The sequence below is a fragment of the Streptomyces sp. NPDC001634 genome (assembly GCF_040298185.1).
GTDB lineage: Bacteria > Actinomycetota > Actinomycetes > Streptomycetales > Streptomycetaceae > Streptomyces.
Genome location: NZ_JBEOZU010000136.1, coordinates 1 through 17,656 on the forward strand (window position 1 = coordinate 1; position 17,656 = coordinate 17,656).

Annotated in this window: 15 protein-coding genes, 1 tRNA gene and 2 pseudogenes; 10 read left to right on the forward strand and 8 right to left on the reverse strand. The window is 68.0% G+C overall.

Going from position 1 to position 17,656, the window contains the following annotated elements:
• Positions 1 to 152 (reverse strand): transposase (locus tag ABT186_RS44540; RefSeq protein WP_351930114.1); only part of this gene is annotated, 152 nt, incomplete at its 3' end.
• 382 nt (positions 153 to 534) lie between these two features.
• On the opposite strand from ABT186_RS44540, the gene ABT186_RS44545 reads away from it, so the two are divergent.
• The 4 genes from ABT186_RS44545 to ABT186_RS44560 are packed head-to-tail and all read left to right on the forward strand — an operon-like array spanning position 535 to position 5,767.
• Positions 535 to 933, forward strand: a complete 399-nt coding sequence (locus tag ABT186_RS44545; RefSeq protein WP_351930090.1) for a DUF6507 family protein — start codon at positions 535 to 537, stop codon at positions 931 to 933.
• Entirely contained in the window at positions 933 to 3,437 is a 2,505-nt protein-coding gene (locus tag ABT186_RS44550) for a hypothetical protein (protein WP_351930092.1), read from the forward strand. The genes ABT186_RS44545 and ABT186_RS44550 overlap by 1 nt, the downstream gene beginning before the upstream one ends.
• A 12-nt stretch (positions 3,438 to 3,449) precedes the next feature.
• Entirely contained in the window at positions 3,450 to 4,310 is an 861-nt protein-coding gene (locus ABT186_RS44555) for an immunity 49 family protein (protein WP_351930094.1), read from the forward strand.
• A 32-nt stretch (positions 4,311 to 4,342) separates the two neighbouring features.
• On the forward strand, positions 4,343 to 5,767 hold the full coding sequence (locus tag ABT186_RS44560; protein ID WP_351930096.1) for a DUF6177 family protein: 1,425 nt from the start codon (positions 4,343 to 4,345) through the stop codon (positions 5,765 to 5,767).
• Between the two features lie 45 nt (positions 5,768 to 5,812).
• On the opposite strand, the pseudogene ABT186_RS44565 reads toward ABT186_RS44560, so the two are convergent.
• A pseudogene (locus ABT186_RS44565) lies at positions 5,813 to 7,656 on the reverse strand (tetratricopeptide repeat protein).
• Between the two features lie 44 nt (positions 7,657 to 7,700).
• On the opposite strand from ABT186_RS44565, the gene ABT186_RS44570 reads away from it, so the two are divergent.
• Complete coding sequence (locus ABT186_RS44570) at positions 7,701 to 8,009, forward strand: hypothetical protein (protein ID WP_351930098.1); 309 nt, start codon at positions 7,701 to 7,703, stop codon at positions 8,007 to 8,009.
• Between the two features lie 174 nt (positions 8,010 to 8,183).
• Here the strand turns inward: ABT186_RS44570 and ABT186_RS44575 are convergent, their stop codons facing one another.
• The 4 genes and pseudogenes from ABT186_RS44575 to ABT186_RS44590 all read right to left on the reverse strand — a co-directional run.
• Positions 8,184 to 9,344 carry an ISAs1 family transposase gene (locus ABT186_RS44575; RefSeq protein WP_351930100.1) on the reverse strand — a complete coding sequence of 387 codons (1,161 nt, stop codon included), beginning with the start codon at positions 9,342 to 9,344 and terminating at the stop codon, positions 8,184 to 8,186.
• Between the two features lie 302 nt (positions 9,345 to 9,646).
• Entirely contained in the window at positions 9,647 to 10,282 is a 636-nt protein-coding gene (locus ABT186_RS44580; protein WP_351930102.1) for a hypothetical protein, read from the reverse strand.
• A gap of 188 nt (positions 10,283 to 10,470) precedes the next feature.
• Positions 10,471 to 10,992, reverse strand: coding sequence for an IS3 family transposase (locus ABT186_RS44585; protein ID WP_351930104.1), 522 nt, complete (start codon positions 10,990 to 10,992; stop codon positions 10,471 to 10,473).
• 61 nt (positions 10,993 to 11,053) lie between these two features.
• A pseudogene (locus ABT186_RS44590) lies at positions 11,054 to 11,182 on the reverse strand (hypothetical protein); the annotation flags it as partial.
• 131 nt (positions 11,183 to 11,313) lie between these two features.
• Between ABT186_RS44590 and ABT186_RS44595 the strand changes: the two are divergent.
• Both ABT186_RS44595 and ABT186_RS44600 read left to right on the forward strand, forming a co-directional pair.
• A complete protein-coding gene (locus ABT186_RS44595; RefSeq protein ID WP_351930106.1) occupies positions 11,314 to 11,478 on the forward strand; it encodes a hypothetical protein in 165 nt (54 codons plus the stop codon).
• Between the two features lie 32 nt (positions 11,479 to 11,510).
• On the forward strand, positions 11,511 to 12,641 hold the full coding sequence (locus tag ABT186_RS44600; RefSeq protein ID WP_351930108.1) for a CapA family protein: 1,131 nt from the start codon (positions 11,511 to 11,513) through the stop codon (positions 12,639 to 12,641).
• Between the two features lie 23 nt (positions 12,642 to 12,664).
• On the opposite strand, the gene polX is transcribed toward ABT186_RS44600, so the two are convergent.
• A complete protein-coding gene (gene polX / locus ABT186_RS44605; RefSeq protein WP_351930110.1) occupies positions 12,665 to 14,392 on the reverse strand; it encodes a DNA polymerase/3'-5' exonuclease PolX in 1,728 nt (575 codons plus the stop codon).
• Between the two features lie 58 nt (positions 14,393 to 14,450).
• Positions 14,451 to 14,535, reverse strand: a tRNA-Leu gene (locus ABT186_RS44610).
• Positions 14,536 to 14,730: 195 nt separating this feature from the next.
• Here ABT186_RS44610 and ABT186_RS44615 point away from each other — a divergent pair.
• The 3 genes from ABT186_RS44615 (at position 14,731) to ABT186_RS44625 (ending at position 17,478) form a co-directional block, all read left to right on the forward strand.
• A complete protein-coding gene (locus ABT186_RS44615) occupies positions 14,731 to 16,056 on the forward strand; it encodes a M20/M25/M40 family metallo-hydrolase (protein WP_351236825.1) in 1,326 nt (441 codons plus the stop codon).
• Positions 16,057 to 16,253: 197 nt separating this feature from the next.
• On the forward strand, positions 16,254 to 16,487 hold the full coding sequence (chpH, locus tag ABT186_RS44620) for a chaplin ChpH (protein ID WP_351236823.1): 234 nt from the start codon (positions 16,254 to 16,256) through the stop codon (positions 16,485 to 16,487).
• Between the two features lie 169 nt (positions 16,488 to 16,656).
• The gene (locus tag ABT186_RS44625; protein WP_351930112.1) at positions 16,657 to 17,478 is read left to right on the forward strand and encodes a chaplin; all 822 of its coding nucleotides are present in this window, start codon (positions 16,657 to 16,659) and stop codon (positions 17,476 to 17,478) included.
• The last annotated feature ends 178 nt before the right edge of the window (positions 17,479 to 17,656 follow it).

Here is a 17,656-nt window from a genome sequence, read left to right on the forward strand (position 1 = left end):
GCCTGGATGGACTTGCGGCGACCGTCCATCATCAGTCCCCGCAGATAGCAGTCGCCCTTGGCCCGCTGGTCCTTGCGCGGCACCGAGGCGAACACATCCGCCACGAATAACGCCAACATCGCCCGAACACGGTTCACTTCATGTGCGTCCACACAGTCCTCATGCCCCTGATGCAGGCAGACAGACCTAACGGAGTCCTACTATTCGGCTCACTGAAACGAGCGTCCGACCCGCACGAACCGACAGCACCTGCGGCGTGGCAGACCACGCCCCGGTACCCAGCATCTGAGTCGGATGGGTTCCGGTGCGCAGCCACAAAGGAAGCCAAGGCGCAGCATCACTCTCAGCGCCTCACCACGCCCAACTCCACGGCACGATTCCAGCCACCTTGCCGTGGGGGTGCGTTGCACCCATAACACCTCGCACGAGAGCATGTTCGACGAACTGTGGAACGGATGCGGTAGCGGAGCACCCAGTGGCGAACGCCGGGGCGACGCCCAGGGTGCCGGGCACTTACGGGGAGTAGGGGGCACTGTGACGGGGTGGGACATCGACGTGGCCGGGGTGCGCGGTGTTCTCAACAAGTCGGGGACGGCGGCAAAGAGCCTGTCGGAAACGGGTTCGGCAATGCAGGGGAATCTGGAGGAGGCGGCCTCGGCCGCAGGCACACTTAGCAGCCAATACGGGCCTTACACGAGCACGGTGGGGGAAGTTGGTGCGGCGCTGGGTGAGTTCCTGCAGCACTGGAGCCGTGACCTGCTCTACATCGCCAAGCGCACCTCAAGGTCGTTGAACGGCGCAGCCGAGGCCACCGGCTACTACATCCACGGTGACCTGGAACTGGCGGCCAACGCCCAGCGCCAGGCGGCCAAGGAACCAAAGGTGGACCTGCCGGGGGCAAGCGAGCACGGCCGCCGGACCGAGGGCCAGTGATGGGTGACGAGGCAAACCTGATCGACCCATCCGGGATTCCGCACTTCATCGGAGACCTGTCCACGCTGGACATCGACGCGATGCTGCTCTCGGCGAACGCGGCCGAGTTCCGCGCCTCCGGCGCGAACGTCCACAACACCTTTCAGGGACTGACCGCCTTCTACCACGCCCCGGAAGCCCACGACCTGTTCTCCTCCACACAGCCGGTGAAGACGAAGTCCGACGCGTTCGCCGACGACCTTGAGAAGGTCGCCTCGGCCCTGTCCGACTACAGCGCCGAAGTCCAGCCGCTGATAGAGAGACTGGCAACGCTCAAGGCCAAGGCCACCACGTTCGTGGAGACCGTGACAGGGGACGAACACTGGCGCAAGGACCACGACAAGGTCCAGACGAACAACGATCTCTGGCATGACGTCAACCACACGGTCGCAGCCTTCCAGGCCGCCGAACGCGCCTGCCACAACAAGATCACCGCACTGATCCGCGGCACGTCGCTCACCGTCGACGACGGCTCGCACGGCAAGAACATGTACGGCTACCGGGCCGACGACCTAGATCACGCCAAGGAAACCCCATGGGGAGCGGCGGCCGAGCCGGAGTACGAGGGCCTGAACTGGCTGACCCACCAGGCCGGGCAGGTCTGGGACGGCCTGTGGACCGACGGCGTGATGGGCACCGTCCATGGCCTGGGCACCCTGGTCGGCTGGGACGGCTGGGACGCGGCGGGCGAGGCATGGAAGAACATGGCCAAGCTCAGCACCGCCTCGGCGCTCACGAGCGCCACCTTCGGCGCATGGTGGCTGGCGCCCGAGGACCAGCTCCCCTCCTGGCTGCGCGAGTCCCGCACCGCCACCAAACAGGCCGCCAAGGGGTTCGTCGCCTGGGACACCTGGAAGACAAACCCGTCCCGCGCGGCGGGCGCCGTCGGCTTCAACGTGCTGACTCTCTTGGGCACTGACGGCGCGGGCGCGGCTGCCTCCGGCGCCGGAAAGACAGCCGCTGCGGCCCGCGCCCTGTCGGTCGCGGGCAAGGTGGGACGGGCCATCGACCCCCTTACCTACGTCGGCAAGGCGGGAAAGTTCGCCTTCGTCAAGGTCGGCGACGCCTTCACCACACTCAAGAACGTGCACACCGTCGCGACACTCGACCTGCTCAAGCCGGCCGACACCCTCCAATCAACCAAGATCCCTCACGACGCAGTGCCTTACGCCGACGCCAAGGGCAACCTCCTCTACCTCACCCGCGACGGCCACCTCCTCAACGCCGACGGCACCCTGCAACAGCACGTCGCCCAGGCTCCAGTCGAGAAGACGGCGGCCGAGCGCGCCGTCCCACCGGTGGCTCACGCCCGAGAGGCTGAACTGGTGGGCGCGCACGAGGCAACCGCCACAGTCGAGAATGTCGGGCACGCCTCCCAGCACGTACCAGGCGGAGTTTCCCGAGAACTCGGCGCAGGATCCGGTGAAAGTGCCTATGCCGGCGAATCCGGGCACTCCGAGGAGGTTCTCGGCGGGGAGGGTAGTATGCCCAGCCCTCATGGAGGCCACGGGGGCGGCTCGGACGAATGGCCAGAGCGCGGCGGAGATGAACTTCATCCAGCGGGCAAGGATTGGTATCACCAGCTCGATCCCCATCAGATCAAGGATGTGCAGGTCTACCGGGCGAACCATGAGCCAGGTTATCTTGAGAAATATTACAAAAATAATGGGCGTAGGCTTCGCGTCTTCATCACGGACGAGAGTGGATATCCTCCACCTCACCTGAAGAAAGATCCGAATCACCCCGGTTCCTGGATTGCAGCAAGCGACAAGCCGTCACCCATCCCGGAAAAATACACACCCGGCTCGAAAATCGTTCGAGGGCCGGACACGGTACCCACCGACGATGGATTCACAGCCATCAAGGACTCTGCTCACCAGCGGCACGGATCAGTCCAGGCAGACAACGCCTGGCACGAGCCGGTACGCGCAGCAAAGAAAGCATATGAAGCCGCACCGACCGCCGATAACCTTCGGACTTATGAGGAAGTGAAGGCCGAACACGCTCCGTTCCACGAAAAGATGAGCGCGGACAGTGAGGCATTCGGTGAGGCCGTAGCCCGCCATCATGTGATTCCCGAGCATTACCAGGGATATCAATGGGAAGAAGTTTCCGGCCCGAAGAACGGGAATGACCAGTTCGATCAGCTATGGAGCCATACCGGAGAGAACGGTGTCAAGAAGTTCGTTGTCATCGAGGCCAAGGGGAGTCACCGATTGGACCTCGGCAAGCGGGAACTTCCCAACGGGTTTGACGCGCGGCAGGGTTCCAAGGAATACTTCCAAGATATCTTGAGGGAGATGCGTAAACGAGGGATTGACGGGGATACCAACGAGATGCGCCTCTACCGCGAACTGAGGAAGGCCCTCAGGCAAGGCAATGTCGAATACGTCTTGGTCAAGGCAAAGACAACTGCCGCAGGTGAGTACGCTGGCTATATGAAGTGGACGTTCGACCTCAGCTGACGGGAGTGCTACGTGACGGCGCGAGTGGCGCGACACACCAGGCCAGGGACGCTGGACCAGGCTGCTCTTAAGGACCTGGCCGAGGACCTGGAAGACAGCGTCGATGACCTCGGCCGGTCGGCCACCGTGTTCGGCCTGACGATGGATGAGACGTTGACGTTGCTTCAGGCGCGCGCTGTCCTCGATCCAGATGCGTCGGAGCTGGACACCTGGGAGGCAACGGTTTCCGCGATGCAGGTGGGGACAGCTGCGTTCGCAGCGGCGCAGGCGACGGAAGGCGTCATCGAGTGCCGAATCATTGATGAAATCCGCACTATTCCGGCGACAGGGCCGCAGTTCTATGCAAATGCCGGTAACTGGCTGACGACTTTTTGGCTCGTCATCATCTGCCGGGAGCAGGAGCGCATGGACGCCATGTGCCAAGTGCCTGTCGAGCTGCTGAGGGCATCCGGAGCACGCGGCGACGAGTACGTTTATCACTGGGTCGACGCACTGCAAACGTACTGGCTTGAACGTCCCGGGCTCGCCGAAAAACTGAAGCGGGCAATCGATGCTTCCTACCCCGAGATTGCCACCATCGCACCACGGGATCTTCTCCAGAACGTCCTGTATCAACCCATCAACCTCTTCGCCTACTTCTTGCGTAAGGATCACGAAGGTTTCAATGCCGCACTGGTCGAGGCATTGGAACTCCATAAGGCGTACTGGACCGCCACGGAAGATCGGGGCCGTGACCTCAACGGAGTCATTGCTCTCGGCCCGCTTGCCATTGCTTGTCTCGCCTATGACGCCGGATTCCCGATCGACGTCGAGTCGGAGTACCTTCCCAAGGCGCTCCTGGAGCGAGCTTGGGTCGGCGAGTTCGAGACCTGATTCAGACCGCTCGCTCCTCTGGGAGACCCTGCATGACCACGGACGTCATCGCCCTCACGCCGAAGATGCCGGAGACCCGCTCCCTGATAGCCGGCCTCTTCGCAGGCGGCCCCGATCTGGGCCTCACCGCCGCCGACGATGGCGCCGTCCTCCAGTTGCGCACCCGCAGCGGCCGTCCCCTCGTCTCCGTGGAGGCCCCGCTCCTCGTCCACGTACCAGGCGAAGCCGAACGCCTCCTGGGCACCGGCGTGTCCGCGCCGCCGCTGCCCTACTGGTGGACAGAGACCCATGCCTCAACCGGCGCGCCGGGAGCAGAACGCCTCGCGGGCTCGGTGTGCGGGCGTCTGACGGCGCTGCTCGGTGGAACGGTGTGGCCGCCAGGTGCGGCCACGACGCACGTGGTGACCATCCCGGAAGGCCCGCCAGCATCCGACGCGGGAGACACCACCGCCACAGCCGCCCCCGACACCCCCGCAGTCGATGTCCTGACCGAGTCCACGGCCGTCGTCCTCGCCGACCGCCCCATCGCCGCATATACCACCTGGCTCTCCGACGTACTCCGCACGACGAGCACTCAGAACCGCGCCCTGCACCTGGTCACCCCCGCCGACGTCCGGCTCAGCCTCCCCCTGCGGGCGGCGCTGGCGGGCCCGCCCAACCGCTGGGTCGTCCAAGACCCGGCAGGCGGCTACTACGACGGCCTGTCCGGCGTCCAACTCACCTGGCACGACGGCACCTTCACACCGACCGGCACAACCGTGGCCGACGCTTTCACCAAGCACTCCGCTCCCACGCCAGAACGCCAGTTGACCATCACGTTCCGCACGGTCGACGCCCCCGCCGCAGAACTAGTCCTCGGCCGCGGTCTGGAAACAACCTGGCGACACCTGACCGGCAGGCCACCAGCCGGGTGGGGCACCGCCGAGCCAGTCAACCTGCCCTGGTCACCACGCCAGCTGACGAACCTGGCCCGCGACCGCTCCCCCATACCGACCCAGCTCGTCGCTGTCGGCGATCCGGACTGCCCGGCCATCGCCACACTCCGCATCACGCGCACGACGGCCGGCGTCGCCCAGGACATCACGCTCGCGCTGGGATACGCCTCCGCCGCCGACGTCCCACTGAACGCCCTCGAGCCCCTCGCCGTCACACTCGTCAACGAGCACAACCTCACGACGATGCTCACCACACTGCGAGCAGCACGTGCCGACCTCACCCTGCCCCCACGCCTGGAGGCCCCTCCCACCCCGGTCTCCTTCACCCTCGGCGCACGCGACGTACGCACCGTCGGCCTCACCCACGCCCGCCGCCCACCCCTCGCCCTACGCCCCCGGCAACTCGGCCCGCACACCCACCCAGCCCTGCACTACCCACTGGGCGACGGCACCAACACCGACTCATGGACCACACTCCAGAAGCTCACCGCCCACCTCAAGGGCGCTGCGAGAACGGCGTGAACCAGCCCGACTTGCGGCCTCCCTGCTGACGCTGCCCGTACCCCGTCACGCTCTGGGCGGGCGCAATCGCCCCGACGTGAATTCGCCGAGCAGTTGCCGGCTGGCATCGGTGAACGGGTGGTCGGACCCCAGGCCGCGTTCCCGCCTGGCCACGACATCCGTCATCACCTCGATCCCCACCTCCACGTGGCCCCGTGCAGCCTGGGTTCGGGCCAGAAGCTGCTGGGCCGAGAGCGCGATCGGGTAGTCGGGGCCAAAACGTCTCCGGTATGCCTCGGTGACCATCCGTATCTCCTCATCAGCCTCGTCGAAACGGCCCAGCAGGTACAACGCCCAGGCGTGGTTGTGGTGGGCTCCCAAGGTCACCGTGTGGTCGGGGCCGAGGAACCGGACGCATTCCGAGGGCAGGGACAGCAGCGCGCCGTCTTCTTCGGCGAAGATCTCGGACGCGGACAACAGGACCAGCAGGCTTGAGCGGGAGCGCAACGTCAGCGGGTGGGCAGGGCCCAGTGCCCTGCGCCTGCCGGCGACCGTGGACCGCAGGAGCGAGATGGCCTCGTGTCGTTTCCCGAGATTTCCGAGAACGAGCTGAAGGCCGTGGCCGCTGTCCAAGGTGTCGGGATCGTCAGCCCCGAACAATCGCTCCTGAGCCGCGCGGACGGGCCCGAGCAGCAGTTCGGCCTCGGTGTACCTGCCCAGCCGAAAGAGCGCCCGGCCGGCCCTGGAGCGGGCGGCCAGTACGAGACGGTGCTCCGCACCGAGCTGCCTCTCGCCAAGGTCCGCAGCGGCCCGGGCGGTCTCCCAGGCGGACAGGTACTCCCCAGTGCGATGCAGCGCGATGGACAGCCTGGTCGCCACAGCCAGCGCGTCAGCCGATGTCGGCGCGTCGCCGCCGCGTCGCAGCAGGGCGAGCCCGTGGGGCACCAACAGCCGAAGCAGCGGATCGTAGGGGCCCGCGTCGGGCACACCGGGCACGGCCGCGTCGAGCAATCGGACCGCTGTGGTGCTGAGAACCGGCACCTGTTCCGCCGGGGTCGCCGCCGCGACGCTGTCGAGCAGCACCCCGTGGCTCTGTGCACACCGCACACCGATGTCGACATCGTCCAGGGATCGAGCACTTGCTGGGAAAGGAAGCCGCCTGCCAGCGTGAGGGCGAGCGGCAACCGGCCGAGACCTTCCGCGACCTGCGCCGCCTCCTCCTGTGTGCCACTGTACGGGGCGAGGTCGCACAGCACCCGCGCGGCATCCTCACGCGGCAGTACGCCGATGTGCTGCAGCTCTGCCCCTGGCCACCAGCGGGCGGCCGAGCGGCGAGTGGTCACCAGCACCGTGCCGCGTGGACTGGTGCGCAGCCAGCTGCCGTCCCGGAGGATCTCGGGTTGGTCGGCGTTGTCGAGCACCAGCAGCCAGGGCTCGGCGGAGCGGTCGAGATACTGCCAGACGAGATCGGCGGCGGGGCGCAGTCCGGTGCGGGCGGCCAACAGTTCGCCGTCGCCGGCACCCCGGTCGGCAGCCACTGCGAGCATGCCCGCGCGCAGGCTCGCGCGATCGGAGGCGCTGACCCACAGGCCCACCCTGCCGCATTCGTCGGTGGCCAGCTGGAAGAACGTGTAGGCGACCGCGGTCTTGCCGCAGCCGCCCATGCCATACAGCACGTAGACCTCGCCCCCACACCCCGCCCGCACACTTGCTCGCAGCCGTTCCAGCACCTCGGCACGGTCACGCAGAACGACCGGAGGCCGACCGACGGCCGGACGACGAACCGAGTCGGGCCCACCGGGCGCGGCCACCTCATCGCCGTAGTGGTGGTGTTCACTGATGTGTTGGTCGCCCGACGCCTGGTAGACACGGCCACGATCCTCGGCGTGGCCGTCCATCGCACCTGTCATCGCTCCGCGATGTGCTGGTCTCGTCCGGCCTGATAAATCCGGGCGTGGCCGGACGCGCTGGCGTGCTGAGTGATCGCAGGACCGGTCGCGCCCCTCGGCTCAAGTTCGTCGAGAAGTCTACGCGGTTCCACAGCGGCACCGGGCTGGGCGGCGAGCAGACGCCGCAGCCGCCCCTGCCACTCCATGTGCAGTTCGCCGAGTGTCTCCTGGTCGTCGGCCTCGCCAGCCGCCAGGGCATCTTCGCGGGTGGCTTCCAATTCGGCGGCGACAGCCTCGGCACGGTGTGGCAGCATCCGGCGCCCCTGGTGGTCACTGGCCGCAGCGGCGGTGCCTGGATTCGCGGTCGGGGATGATCGTGGTGCGGCCGGTCCCTGTGCGTCCCGGTCGTAGGGGGTGGGTCGGGGTGCCGATGGATCCGCGGCCGTGGCCACAGCCAGTGGCCGAGGTCGCCCAGGCGGTGCGGGCGAAGTACCGCAGGGGCGAGGTGCCGCTGCTGGCAGCGGTCCGTGACCAGGGCTGATGCGTTCTCAGGTTTCAAGATCGAGTAGTTGGAGTGCGTGGTCGGCTCGTGACCGGTAGTGGTCGGTGGCGGCGGTGATGTTTGTCCAGCCAGCCTGGCGGATGAGGCCGATGGCGAGGTTGCGGAGGGTCGCCATGGCTCGGGGAGCGGTGCCGGTGCGGATGCGGGAGGCGTCCTCGGCGAAGGTCACGTCTCTCACGTGGTGCAGAGCCTCGACCTGCCAATGCCCGCGGATCAGTTGTGCGAGTTGGGCCGGGGTGGCCTGGGCGGGGCTGAGGCTGGTGATCGCGTAGATCGTCTTGACGGTAGTCTTGCCGGTCTTGTGGTTCGTGCGGCGGCGCTTGATCTCGATGGCCTGGACAGCGTGCGGGAAGAGCAGGCCGGGCTGGACGGTGCAGACCTTCAGACGGCGGATCTCGCGGCGGCCGTGGTTTGTGTCCCGGGTGCGGTGCTGGAGCGGAATCTCGCACCAGGGCAGTCGCCGCAGCTGTCGGCGGAGTTTCTTCTGGTTCCCTTTCACGACCAGGATGTAGTGGGCGCCCTGGGCGGTGATCTGCTCGGCGTGATCGGTCTGCGTGTGCATCGCGTCGGCGGTGATGACGTGCCCGCGCAGGTCGAGCCGTTCCAGCAGCGGGGCGAAGGCGGGGATCTCGTTGCTCTTCGCGGCGATCTGCCGCTGTGAGATTACGGTCTGGTTCTCATGCAGGACGGCGGCGAGCAGGTGGATGGCGCTCTTGCCGCCGTCGCGGCTGCCGCGTACGGCTTTGCCGTCGACGGCCAGCCCCACAAGCTCGGGTGGATCGGTTTCGACGGGGTCACGGGAGTGCCGGGCAAGCCAGGCGCCCACGGCGTCATCAAGGGCGTCGCCGTCGATGCGGGACAGAAGGCGGCCCAGGGTGGTGGCGCGCGGAAGACGATCCAGTCCGATCCGTTTGCGCACTTCAGGGGTGGAGTCGATGGCGAACCGTGCGATGCCGGCCAGTGTGGTGGCCCCGCCGAGGACCGCAAGTAGGCACAGGGCAAGCAGAGAGCCCAGCCGGTAGCGGCGGCCTCTTACACGCCGCGGATCGGGAAGCCGGTCCAGGACCGTCGACAACGAGGTCAGGTCGGGCAGTTCGGCGGGGTGGGCAGGACAAGTCGACGTCCTCGCGGTGGCGTTGGAGGACACCGATCAGGGAGGATGACACGCGAACGCGACCCCTGTTCTTGATCAAAGGCTTCGACAACCTTGATCATCGGGGGTCGCGTTCGTCGCCTCCAGCCCGGACACCTCGGACCGCCTCAGTACGCACGCGCATGATCAGTCCATCTCGCCAAGCGGGAACCATCAGCCCTGGTGACGCACCCGCCAGCCATCGTCACGGGTCCGTGACCAGCACGTCTACAAAGATCAACCCGCCTTTGAAAGCGCCCTGCCAGCGGGGGAACTTCAGTTTCGGACTGCAGAGTTGGCGGTGGTGATCCTGGGTTTCACGGGGTGAGTTGTTTGGCGATCCTCAGGAGTTCGGCTTCGTGCAGGTCCTGATCCGTGGTGCTCACGATGAATGTGTAGGTCCCGTTCGTCCATGTCACGGTGCTATTGGAGTCCGGGGTGAGCCGACCGAAGTACCCATGGATGGACTCCGGAGTGCCTGCGGCACTCACTGTGAGATTTCCGGCGATTTGCGTGATGCTCAAAGACGCCTTCTCCGAGGTGCGATGGTAGAAACGGGTCCAGGCGGGGCCTGAGTTCCGGTCACGCATGAAGAAGGGCGACAGCAGCTCATGCCGGTCGAAGTCGCTCCAGTGCACGTCAGTTGTTGGCGAATAGCCTGGTGGGAGATACCGCGGGTTGGCCAGCCGCTTCTGGTCGAAGGGGGCAATGGTCCAGCCGTTACCGGCGTCTACCAGCCGTCGTGTCCCCAGCGGTGACTGCAGCGTCGTGGTGATCTGCTCGTCGATGCTGTTGCACTGAGGCCGGAGATCGACATCGCTTTCCTGCAGTACCAAGGTGACGGAATCGCGGGTTTCGCTCGCCACCAGGAGGGGCGGGTCCTGCTGGCATGGGGCCCGGCTGTTCAGGGTGGTGATGGTGCGGCCGTCACCGCTCACCAGTACTTCACCCACGGCACCCTCCCCATGCCTGCGGTCCTTCATGATCGATGCAGTGACGGCAATGGCGAGAGCAGCCCCTACGGCAACGGCCAACATGATGCGCAGGGGCCGACGAAGCCTTTTCGGATTCACGGTCGCGCTCCAAGATGGGCGAGCCAGCTCCCTGGCTTCATTCGATGGGTCGTGTAGCCCTCGGGGCGCTACTCCGGCCTCGCATCATACGGGTTCAACCCCGAGCGATGGCGACCCTCCGCGCTGTCCGCGACCGAGCCAACTGAGGCTGAAGCCCCGATGTCGGACAACCTCTCAGTATGCCGAATTGATTCGTATTGCGACCCGCGGTCGCTGTGATGAATGAGACCGTCTTGATCCTCCGTCCCCACAGCGCCATCTCCAGGGCATCCAAGGGGAGTTCGGTCCGCATGTGGTTCGCTCCCCCCGGACCAGGTGCGCACATACGTCATGTCCGCCACCCACAGCTGATCCGGCCGTGAGGCGCTGAAGTCGCGGTCGACCAGGTCCGGCGGGCGGGGCGCCGACGGCTCTGCCACGGTGGTCCGCCGCCGCTGCCCGCGGATGACGCCCTCCAGTCCCAGCTCGGCCATCAGCCGCTCGACGGTGCAGCGAGCCACCAGCACGCCCTTGCGGCGCAGGGCCCGGGTGATCCGGCGGGCCCCGTAAGAGCCGCCCGATTCCGCGTGGATCTCCTCGATCAGTGGCATGAGCTGCGGCCTGGCGGACCCAGCCGCGCAGGGCTTCCTTGTGGATGCCGAGGTCCTTCGCGACGTGGGCGATCGGTCGGCCGGTGGTGCGGACCTCGCGGACCGCGCGCTCGCGGAGCTCGTCCGGGTATTTACGGGGTGCTGCCATGCTGCTGGTGGTTCTCCTTCGCCAGGACCGTAACCCTGGCATCAGGGACTCCACAAATCCCAGTACAGCTCATTTGCGGGTCCTGCCCAGGACTCGAACCTGCGACCAGGGTCTCGTGCCGCTCCCCTGCCGCGGGGGGGGGGGGGCCCCCCGCGCCCCCCCCCCCCCCGACCGTGCTCGACCTCAACCGGCAGGCGCAGGCCCGGCTGCGCTGCGAGAACAGGCTCGCGATCGTCCCCGGCGCCACGCACCTGTTCGAGGAACCCGGCGCACTGGAGGCGGTGACCGACCTGGCCCGCGACTGGTTCACCGACCACATGGCCCCCGCGCACGTGTAGCGGCGCGGCGACCGCTCCAGTTCGGAAGAAAGGTGCACAAGGGCGTGGTCACCCTGTTCCTCGGCGGTGACGTCATGCTCGGCCGGGGCGTCGACCAGATCCTCCCTCACCCCGGTGACCCGGCGCTGCGGGAGACATACATCCGCGACGCCCGGGCCTACGTCGGCCTGGCCGAGGTGGCCAACGGGCCGATTCCCCGGCCGGTCGCCTTCCGCTGGCCCTGGGGCGAGGCGCTGTCCGTCCTCGACGACACCGCCCCCGATGTACGGGTGGTCAACCTGGAGACCTCCGTCACCCGGGACGGGGAGTTCGCGCCCCGCAAGGGCGTCCACTACCGGATGAGCCCGGCCAACCTGCCGTGCCTGGCCGCGGTCCGCCCGGACGTCTGCGCCCTGGCCAACAACCATGTGCTCGACTTCGGCAGGCGCGGCCTCGACGAGACGCTCGACTCCCTGGCGGGTGCCGGGCTGCGGACGGCGGGCGCGGGCCGGGACGCGGTGACGGCGAGGCGGCCGGCGATCGTCCCCCTCGCCGCGGGCGGACGGGTACTGGTCTTCTCCATCGGGACGGCGTCCAGCGGGATCCCCGAGGACTGGGCCGCCACCGAGGAGCAGTCCGGTGTCGACTTCCTCGAACGGCCCTCGGAAACGGCCGCGTACGCGTTCGCCGAACGCCTGCGGCAGCTGAAGCGACCGGGCGACATCGCGGTCGTGTCGGTCCACTGGGGCCCCAACTGGGGCTATGCCGTCTCGCGCGCCGAGATCCACTTCGCCCACGCGCTCGTCGACGCGGGCGTGGACATCGTCCACGGACACTCCTCGCACCACCCGCGCCCGCTGGAGGTGTACCGGGACAGGCTCGTCCTGTACGGCTGCGGCGACCTCATCGACGACTACGAGGGCATCGGCGGCTACGAGCGCTACCGGGACGATCTGCGGCTGCTGTATCTGGTGTCGGTGGAACCCGGCAGCGGCCGGCTCGGCGACGTGCGGATGGTGCCCCTGCAGGCGCGCAGAATGCGGCTGGAACACGCCTCACCCGAGGACACCGATTGGCTGTGCACCGCCTTGGACAGATGCAGCCGTGCGTTCGCCACCGCCGTCGACCGCAAACCCGACGGCACGCTCACACTCCGGCCACTGCGCGCAGGACAGCACGCCTGACCCGGTGCGCGGCTCGGCGCTGCTCACGCGGGCCTGCCCTTGCGCAGGAAGGGGCGCAGACGGCGCAGCGGCCAGGTGTTGATGACGTCGTCCGGGGTCAGCCAGCCGCGTTGCGCGGTGGCGACGCCGTAGCGCAGCTGTGCGAGGTGGAGGACGGAGTGGGCGTCGGTGTTCACGGCGAACTTCGCGCCCTGCTGTTTGGCACGCAGGATGTCCTCGTCGCCCAGATCGAGCCGGTCGGGCTGGGCGTTGATCTCCAGCGCGGTGCCCGTACGGGCGCAGACGGCGAACACCTCGTCCCAGTCGGCGTCGACGCCCGGCCGCTTGCCGATCAGGCGGGTGGTCGGGTGGCCGAGGACGTTGATGTACGGGTTCTCGCAGGCCCGCACGAGCCGCCTGGTCATCTCCTTCCGGCCCAGGTCGAAGTGGGAGTGCAGGGAGGCCACGCAGATGTCGAAGCCCGCCAGGAACTCGTCGGGCCAGTCCACCTCGCCCTCGGGAGAGATGTTGAGTTCGGTGCCGTGCAGCAGCCGCATCCGGTGATGGGTCCCGTCCAGCGCCCGCAGTTCCTCCCGCTGGGCGAGGATCTTCTCGTCGGTCATGCGCTGCATGTACAGATTCGGCGCATGGTCGGTGACCGCGTAGTAGGCGTAGCCGCGTTCGGCGGCGGCCGCCACCATCGTCTCCAGCGACGCGAGGCCGTCGGTGAGGTCCGTGTGGGTGTGCAGGTCGCCACGGATGCTGCGCTCGGTCACCACATCGGGCAGCTCGCCGTGCAGGGCGGCCTCGATCTCGCCCCGGTCCTCACGCAGTGTGGGCGGGATCCACGGCAGGCCGAGCCGGGAGTAGACCTCCTCCTCGGAGCGGGAGGCGACCGACTCCCCGCTGTCCACGTCGAACAGGCCGTACTCGGAGAGCTTCAGGCCCTGGCGCACCGCGATGGTGCGGGTGCGGATGTTGTGCGCCTTGGAACCGGTGAAGTACTGCAGTCCGGCGCCCCACGAGTCCGGCGGCAGCACCCGAAGATCGACCTGGACGCCCTTGGTGGTGCGGATCGACGTCTTCTTCGCGCCATGGGCGATCACCTCGGCGGTGGACGGCAGCGCGGCCAGCGCGTCCATGAAGGGGGCGGACCGTTTCGCCGAGACGAGGACGTCGATGTCGCCGATGGTCTCCCTCATACGACGCAGGGAGCCGGCGTAGGTGCAACGCAGGCAGCCGGTCACCTCGGACAGTTCGGCGACGATCCCCTCGGCGGTGTCGAGAGCCAGGTGCAGCGGGATGCGGCCGCCCGCCTGCTGCATCAGTTCGATGCCGTGCAGGATGTTCTCCTGCGTCTTCTCGCCGAAGCCCTTCAGGTCGTGCAGCGCGTCCGCCTCGATGGCGGCGGCCAGCTCGTTCACCGACGAGATGTGCAGGTCCTCGTAGAGCCGCATCGCCTTCTTCGGGCCGAGCGTGGGGATCGTGATGAGCTCCCGTACCCCGGCCGGGATGCGCGCCCTGCGTTCCTCCACCACCGAGACGGTGCCGCTGCGCAGGTACTCGAGCACCTTCTCGGCGATCGACTTCCCCACGTTCGGGATCTCCCGCAGCCCGTCGGCGTCCAGGCGGGAGATGTCGGCGGGATACCCGCCGATGGCACGCGCGGCCTTCTCGTAGGCGCGCACCTTGAACGCGTCGCCTCCCGTGATTGCGATGAGGTCCGCGTACTCCTGAAGGAGCGCCTCGACCTCGTCGTTGGGCCGGGCCATACATCAGAGTCTAGGCACGCAAAAGCGGACGGTGCCGATCGGCACCGTCCGCTGAATGTGTCCGAGGGGGGACTTGAACCCCCACGCCCGATAAAGGGCACTAGCACCTCAAGCTAGCGCGTCTGCCATTCCGCCACCCGGACCAGGTGTCTGTCGGCGGGGTTTCCCCCGCGGCGACGAAGGAAACATTACCAGGCTTTCGGGGGCGTTCGATCGCACCCCGTTCCGGCCCGGTCCGCCGTGAACGTCGTGTGACGGGCCGGGTGCGGCCTTGGGTGCGACGGAGGTCGGAGAGAGGATGTGAGGAACGACCAGCAGCGACAGCGGGAGGAAGCAGCGTGACCGAAACGGAGACGGCCAGGAGCGTCACCGGCGAGGACGAGGTCGTGGACCTCTGCCGTGAGCTGATCCAGATGGACACCAGCAACTACGGCGACCATTCCGGGCCCGGCGAGCGCAGGGCCGCCGAGTACGTCGCCGAGAAGCTTGCCGAGGTGGGGCTCGAACCGCAGATCTTCGAGTCGCACAAGGGCCGGGCCTCCACGGTGGCCCGTATCGAGGGCGAGGACCCCTCGCGGCCCGCGCTGCTGATCCACGGCCACACCGACGTCGTACCGGCCAATGCGCAGGACTGGACGTACGACCCGTTCTCCGGCGAGATCGCCGACGGGTGCGTGTGGGGGCGCGGCGCGGTCGACATGAAGGACATGGACGCCATGACGCTGGCGGTCGTCCGGGACCGGCTGCGCAGCGGGCGCAGGCCTCCGCGCGACATCGTCCTCGCCTTCCTCGCGGACGAGGAGGCCGGCGGGACGTACGGCGCCCGGTACCTGGTCGACAAGCACCCCGACCTCTTCGAGGGCGTCACCGAGGCGATCGGCGAGGTCGGCGGGTTCTCCTTCACGGTCAACGAGAAGCTGCGGCTGTACCTCGTCGAGACCGCGCAGAAGGGCATGCACTGGATGAAGCTCACCGTGGACGGCACCGCCGGTCACGGTTCGATGATCCACAAGGACAACGCCATCACCGAGCTGTCCGAGGCCGTCGGGCGCCTCGGCCGGTACAGGTTCCCGGTGCGCGTGACCAAGACACTGCGGCACTTCCTCGACGAACTCGGCGACGCGCTCGGCACCGAGCTCGACCCCGAGAACATGGACGAGACGCTCGCTAGGCTCGGCGGCATCGCCAAGCTGATCGGCGCCTCCCTGCAGAACACCGCCAACCCGACCCAGCTGGGCGCCGGCTACAAGGTGAACGTGATCCCGGGCCAGGCCACCGCGCACGTCGACGGGCGCTATCTGCCGGGCTACGAGGAGGAGTTCCTCGCCGACCTCGACCGCATCCTCGGCCCGCGCGTCAAGCGCGAGGACGTGCATGCGGACAAGGCGCTGGAGACCACCTTCGACGGCGCGCTGGTCGAGGCCATGCAGACCGCGCTGTCCGCCGAGGACCCGATCGCCCGCGCCGTGCCGTACATGCTCTCGGCCGGCACCGATGCCAAGTCCTTCGCCGACCTCGGCATCCGCTGCTTCGGCTTCGCACCGCTGAAGCTGCCGCCGGAGCTGGACTTCGCGGGCATGTTCCACGGCGTCGACGAGCGGGTTCCGGTGGATGCGCTGAAGTTCGGCGTGCGCGTCCTCGACCGGTTCATCGACGCGTCATGAGTGCCCTCCCTCGGCCCTGAACTCCCTTTGATCCGTCCTGGTTTGCGTGCTGAAACGAGACTGCACTATTCGCGAGCGCGTACGGGGGCCGACCAGGACGGGTGAATGCGACCATACGCTCGTAGCTCCATTACTCCCTCCTCGTTACACGTGATGCGGTCCGCGGGTTGGATCGCTTTTGCCAACAAGGAGGAATAATGATCAAGAAGGTCGTCGCTGCTGCGGCTGCCACTGGCGGTCTGGTTCTCGCGGGCGCGGGCCTGGCCGTCGCCGACTCGGGTGCCCAGGGTGCCGCCGTGCACTCTCCCGGTGTTGTGTCCGGCAACGTCATTCAGGTTCCGGTGCACGTCCCGGTGAACGTCTGCGGCAACACGATCTCGGTGATCGGGCTGCTGAACCCCGCCTTCGGCAACACCTGCATCAACAACTGACGTTGTGCCTCACCCCGTGAGGGGCCTCACCCCATGAGGGTCTGAGTCCGCCGGCCCCGGAGTGCGTGCCATGCGCTCCGGGGCCGACCGGTTCCTCCGCGCCCGCGCAGTCAGCGTGCGGGCGCTTTCCAGAAGGTCAACGACCATCGTCGAAGGCAGGGAATCAGTAATGCGACAGGTCACCCGCAAGGGCCTGATGACCGTGGCGGCGGCGACCGGCGTCCTCGCCGTCACCGGCGGCTACGCACACGCCGACTCGGGTGCGAACGGATCGGCCACCGACTCGCCCGGCGTGCTGTCGGGCAACGTCATTCAGGCGCCCGTGCACATTCCGGTGAACGTCTGCGGCAACACCGTGAACGTGATCGGGCTGCTCAACCCGGCGGCCGGCAACACATGCGCCAACGGGGGCGCCGGCAGCCACAACGGCGGCGGATCCCACGCGAGCGGGCACACCAGCGGCTCGGGGGGCGTCGGCTCCGGCAACAACGTCCAGGCGCCGGTGGACGTCCCGGTGAACGTCTGCGGCAACACCGTGAACGTGGGCGGACTCGGCAACGCGGCAGTCGGCAACGACTGCGCCAACACCCCGGGCGGCCACACCACCACCCCGCCCGGTGGCGGCCACCAGACGCCGCCTCCCGGCGGTGGGGGTGGTACGACGCCTCCCGGCGGCGGGGGCGGTACCACGCCTCCCGGCGGTGGGGGCGGCACGACGCCCCCCGGTGGAGGTGGCAGCACGCCCCCCGGCACGCCCCAGCAGCCGGGACAGCCCGGTCAGCCGACCAACCCCGGCACACCGCAGCAGCCGGGCGGCGGTGGCTCGCGGCACGTCAACCACCCCGGTGGGCACTTCGTCACCCAGCCCTCGGGCGCCGCGCAGCTCGCCCACACCGGTAGCGACCTGCCCCTCGGCGTCCTCGTCCCCGTGGGTGCGGGAGCGCTGCTCGGCGGAACGCTGCTCTACCGCAGGGCGCGTGCCGGCGCGTAACGGCGCCTGAGGTTGCGCGACGAAGCCCCCACGAGCCACATCGGCACGCGGTGTCACACGCGCACGCGGAACGGAGCGGGGCCCGCCCACGGCGGGGCCCGCTCCGGTTGAGCCGCGTTAGCTCACCACGTGGCGCGCACCAGGCGGATGATACGCCGGCGCCACCGCACCCGGCGGC